Source organism: Brevibacterium sp. UMB1308A (assembly GCF_030230605.1).
Taxonomy (GTDB): domain Bacteria; phylum Actinomycetota; class Actinomycetes; order Actinomycetales; family Brevibacteriaceae; genus Brevibacterium.
In genome coordinates this window covers 1-5524 of the sequence record NZ_JASPDO010000049.1, presented here as the reverse complement: position 1 = coordinate 5524, position 5524 = coordinate 1, and the positions used below count along the sequence as shown (strand labels likewise).

Sequence of the window (5524 nt, the reverse complement as noted above, 5' to 3'; positions counted from 1 at the left end):
GTGGTGGTGTATTGTTTTTATTCGCTGCCTGATGCGGCTGATTCTCTTTGGTTTGGGGTTTTGGTTGGTTTGTGTTGTGGTGGTTTGAGAACTCAAGAGCGTGTTTTGTACTACTTTTTATGTTTTGATAATGCCAGTAACAGCTGAATGATTTTGTTGTTTGGTTGTTTTTTGTGCGTTGAATGCTTTATTTTGTAGAGTGTTTTTCGTTATTTTTCTTATTTTTTGTGAGTCATGTATTGTGATTCTTCATGATTTTTTTGTGGAGGGTTTGATTCTGGCTCAGGACGAACGCTGGCGGCGTGCTTAACACATGCAAGTCGAACGGGATCCTTTCTAGCTTGCTAGGGGGGTGAGAGTGGCGAACGGGTGAGTAACGCGTGATTAACCTGCCGTGTAGTTTGGAATAGCTCCTGGAAACGGGTGGTAATGCCGAATGTTCCACATGCTCGCATGGGTGTGTGGGAAAACGTTTTAGTGCTATGCGATGGGATCGCGTCCTATCAGCTTGTTGGTGGGGTAGTGGCCTACCAAGGCTTCGACGGGTAGCCGGCCTGAGAGGGCGACCGGCCACATTGGGACTGAGATACGGCCCAGACTCCTACGGGAGGCAGCAGTGGGGAATATTGCACAATGGGGGGAACCCTGATGCAGCGACGCCGCGTGCGGGATGACGGCCTTCGGGTTGTAAACCGCTTTTAATTGGGAGCAAGCGCAAGTGAGTGTACCTTTTGAATAAGCACCGGCTAACTACGTGCCAGCAGCCGCGGTAATACGTAGGGTGCAAGCGTTGTCCGGAATTATTGGGCGTAAAGAGCTCGTAGGCGGTTTGTCGCGTCTGGTGTGAAAGTCCATCGCTTAACGGTGGATTGGCGCTGGGTACGGGCAGGCTAGAGTGTAGTAGGGGAGACTGGAATTCTCGGTGTAACGGTGGAATGTGTAGATATCGGGAAGAACACCAATGGCGAAGGCAGGTCTCTGGGCTATTACTGACGCTGAGGAGCGAAAGCGTGGGGAGCGAACAGGATTAGATACCCTGGTAGTCCACGCCGTAAACGGTGGATGCTGGATGTGGGGCCCTTTCCACGGGTTCTGTGTCGGAGCTAACGCGTTAAGCATCCCGCCTGGGGAGTACGGCCGCAAGGCTAAAACTCAAAGAAATTGACGGGGGCCCGCACAAGCGGCGGAGCATGCGGATTAATTCGATGCAACGCGAAGAACCTTACCAAGACTTGACATGTTAACGATGGCCTCAGAGATGGGGTGTCTCTTCGGAGCGTTTTCACAGGTGGTGCATGGTCGTCGTCAGCTCGTGTCGTGAGATGTTGGGTTAAGTCCCGCAACGAGCGCAACCCTTGTCTTGTGTTGCCAGCACGTTATGGTGGGAACTCACAAGAGACCGCCGGGGTTAACTCGGAGGAAGGTGGGGATGACGTCAGATCATCATGCCCCTTACGTCTTGGGCTTCACGCATGCTACAATGGCCGGTACAGCGAGGTGCGATAGGGTGACCTGGAGCGGATCTCTGAAAACCGGTCTCAGTTCGGATCGGAGCCTGCAACTCGGCTCCGTGAAGGTGGAGTCGCTAGTAATCGCAGATCAGCAACGCTGCGGTGAATGCGTTCCCGGGCCTTGTACACACCGCCCGTCAAGTCATGAAAGTGGGCAGCACCCGAAGCCGGTGGCCTAACAGTTTTTGCTGGGGGAGCCGTCTAAGGTGAGGTTCGCGATTGGGACTAAGTCGTAACAAGGTAGCCGTACCGGAAGGTGCGGCTGGATCACCTCCTTTCTACGGAGATTTGAGAGACCACTGTGTGTGGTTTGTTTTTAGGCACAACTTGAGACCATGCTTGTTTTGTGAGTGTGGGGTTGTGTGTGGTGTGGAAGTTATTGAAACGTTGTGGTATGGGCATGCTTTTGGGTTTCCAAATTGCGACAGCTTTTTGGAAGCAAGCCCGCTGTCACGAGTGCGATGCTGTTTGGTGTTGTGGTTGTGTGGTGTGGTGTGGTGGTTTGAGAACTGGATAGTGGACGCGAGCAATGATCTTTATTGATTGTTGTTGTAATTGAACTGAACTTCTAAATTTTTTTAGTGGTTTGTTGTTCGATCGTTTTGTGATCATTTTAGTGTGATGATTTGTTGTCTAGGAATTGTATTCGATAGGTGTTTAGCAGTGTTTTTGTTGTTAAGGGCTTAGGGTGGATGCCTTGGCACATGGGAGCGATGAAAGACGTGGGAGGCTGCGATAAGCCTCGGGGAGCTGTCAACCGAGCTGTGATCCGAGGGTGTCTGAATGAGGAAACTCACTGGGTAGGAATGCCCAGTACCCAAGAATTTTGGGGGCGTACGTAGGGAAGTGAAACATCTCAGTACCTACAGGAAAAGATATTCCGTGAGTAGTGGCGAGCGAAAGCGGAGGAGACCAAACCGGTTGTGTGTGATACTTGTCAGGGGTTGCATGATCGGTGTTGTGGGATGTTGTCGTACTGGTTCTGACAGGCTGGTGGCAAGTGATAAAACAGGGTGTGAGCTGAACAGGATTGAATGCCTGGCTGTAGAGGGTGATGGCCCCGTAGGTGTAAATGCTTTGTCTTGTTGATGATGGTCCCAAGTAGCACGATACTCGAGGAATTTCGTGTGAATCTGCCCAGACCGTTGGGTAAGTCTAAATATATCCATGTGACCGATAGTGGACGAGTACCGTGAGGGAAAGGTGAAAAGTAGTCCGGGAGGACAGTGAAATAGTTTCTGAAACCGTGAGCTTACAATCCGTCGGAGCCTTGAGGGGTGACGGCGTGCCTATCGAAAAATGAGTCTGCGAGTTAGTGGTATGTAGCGAGGTTAACCCGTGTGGGGGATCCGTAGCGAAAGCGAGTTTTAAAAGGCGTTTGAGTTGCATACTCTAGACCCGAAGCGGGATGATCTATCCTTGAGCAGGTTGAAGCAGGGGTAAGACTTTGTGGAGGACCGAACGCACCTAGGTTGAAAACTGGGGCGATGACTTGTGGATAGGGGTGAAAGGCCAATCAAATTCCGTGATAGCTGGTTCTCTCCGAAATGCATTTAGGTGCAGCGTCGGTTTTAGTTTCCAGGGGGTAGAGCTACTGGATGCTTGCGGGCCCGTATGGGGTACCAATAGCAGCCAAACTCCGAATACCTGTGAAGTGGTGGCCGGCAGTGAGTCAGCGGGGGATAAGCTTCGTTGTCGAAAGGGAAACAGCCCAGATCGTCGTCTAAGGTCCCTAAGCGTGTGCTAAGTGGGAAAGGATGTGGAGTCGCATAGACAGCCAGGAGGTTGGCTTAGAAGCAGCCATCCTTGAAAGAGTGCGTAACAGCTCACTGGTCTAGTGGTTCCGCGCCGACAATGTAGCGGGGCTCAAGCACACCACCGAAGACGCGGCAATCAGTCTTTAGGGCTGGTTGGGTAGGAGAGCGTTGTCTACTGGGGTGAAGCAGGCGTGGAAACGTTTGTGGACTGTAGACAAGTGAGAATGCAGACATGAGTAACGAAAGACGGGTGAAAATCCCGTCCGCTGGATGACTAAGGGTTCCAGGGCCACGTTCATCGTCCCTGGGTGAGTCGGGTCCTAAGGCGAGGCCGACAGGCGTAGTCGATTGGATGAAGGAGTTGATATTCTCCTACCAGTGTATTCTCGACCATTCCGAGGCTTACTGTACTAACCTCACACTTTCGTGTTTTTCATCTTTCGGGGTGTTGAGCGTGTTGGTGTTTGGGATCTTGGTTTGTAGTAGGACAGCACAGGAGTGACGCATTGGGATAGCTGACATGTCAGGTGGTTTTGGCATGGTAAGCACGCAGCCTGTGGGATAGGTAAATCCGTTCCACGTGAGGGTGAGGTGTGATGCGCGCTGGTTTTATACTGGTGTTTTGGTGATTCTTGGTGTCAAGAAAATCTTCGGTGTGAGAGGATATATCTGCCCGTACCCTAAACCGACACAGGTGGTCAGGTAGAGTATACCAAAGCGATCGAGCGAATCCTGGTCAAGGAACTCGGCAAATTACTCCCGTGCCTTCGGTATAAGGGAGACCCTTGATGGTGAAACTCTTTACGGGTGGAGCTTTTGGGGGTGGCACAGACCAGGGGGTAGCGACTGTTTACCAAAAACACAGGTGCATGCGAAGACGTAAGTCGCTGTATATGCACTGACGCCTGCCCGGTGCCGGAAGGTTAAGAGGATCCATTAACCCTTTTGGGGTGAAGTGGTGAATTTAAGCCCCGGTAAACGGCGGTGGTAACTATAACCATCCTAAGGTAGCGAAATTCCTTGTCGGGTAAGTTCCGACCTGCACGAATGGCGTAACGACTTCCCCACTGTCTCGACCAGGAGCTCGGTGAAATTGCAGTACGAGTAAAGATGCTCGTTAAGCGCAGAAGGACGAAAAGACCCCGGGACCTTTACTATACCTTGGTATTGGCATTCGGTGTGGATTGTGTAGCATAGGCGGGAGACTGTGAGGCCAGGGCGCTAGCTTTGGTGGAGTCGTCAAGTGAAATACCGTTCTGTTTATATTGGATGTCTAACCTCGAACAGTTATCCTGTTCAGGGACAGTGCCTGGCGGGTAGTTTAACTGGGGCGGTTGCCTCCTAAAGAGTAACGGAGGCGCTCAAAGGTTCCCTCAGCCCGGTTGGTAATCGGGTGTTGAGTGTAATTGCACAAGGGAGCTTGACTGTGAGACTGACGGGTCGAGCAGGGACGAAAGTCGGAAATAGTGATCCGGTGCCGGCGTACGGACGCGGCATCGCTCAACGGATAAAAGGTACCCCGGGGATAACAGGCTGATCATTCCCAAGAGTCCATATCGACGGGATGGTTTGGCACCTCGATGTCGGCTCGTCGCATCCTGGGGCTGGAGCAGGTCCCAAGGGTTCGGCTGTTCGCCGATTAAAGCGGCACGCGAGCTGGGTTCAGAACGTCGTGAGACAGTTTGGTCTCTATCCTCTGCGCTCGTTGGAATTTTGAGGAGTCCTGCCCATAGTACGAGAGGACCTGGGTGGACGAACCTCTGGTATGCCAGTTGTCACGCCAGTGGCATGGCTGGTTAGCTACGTTCGGAAGGGATAACCGCTGAAAGCATCTAAGCGGGAAGCTCTCTCCAAGATGAGAATTCCTGACACTCTTTTGAGGGTGTGTGAGACTCCCGAGAGATGATCGGGTTGATAGGCCAGGTGTGGAAGCGTGGTAACACGTGGAGCTGACTGGTACTAAGTGTCGAAGACAATAACACACCATAATTTTTTATGGTTTTGGTTAAACATTGAATACTCTTCCTTGCAACAAGGAACATTAAATCTGCGTACAAAACGATTTCGCGTCTGCTAGCCGGTCCCCAAACCAACACGGGCCTCGTGTCGGTGAATACGAGGATAATTAAAGATTTTGCGGTGGTCATGGCCTAGGGGAAACGCCCAGTCTCCATTTCGAACCTGGAAGCTAAGACCTAGCACGGTGATGGTACTGCACTCGATAGGGTGTGGGAGAGTAACAAACCGCCGCAACAA

General features: G+C 51.7%; 3 rRNA genes. All 3 read left to right on the top strand.

The window, feature by feature from the left end:
- The first annotated feature begins 259 nt into the window (after positions 1–259).
- The 3 genes from QP868_RS11885 (at position 260) to rrf (ending at position 5521) form a co-directional block, all read left to right on the top strand.
- Positions 260–1789: ribosomal RNA gene (locus QP868_RS11885) — 16S ribosomal RNA — on the top strand.
- A gap of 387 nt (positions 1790–2176) precedes the next feature.
- Positions 2177–5250, top strand: a 23S ribosomal RNA gene (locus QP868_RS11880).
- A gap of 153 nt (positions 5251–5403) precedes the next feature.
- Positions 5404–5521 (top strand): 5S ribosomal RNA (gene rrf, locus QP868_RS11875).
- The 16S, 23S and 5S rRNA genes sit together here, the layout of an rRNA operon.
- The last annotated feature ends 3 nt before the right edge of the window (positions 5522–5524 follow it).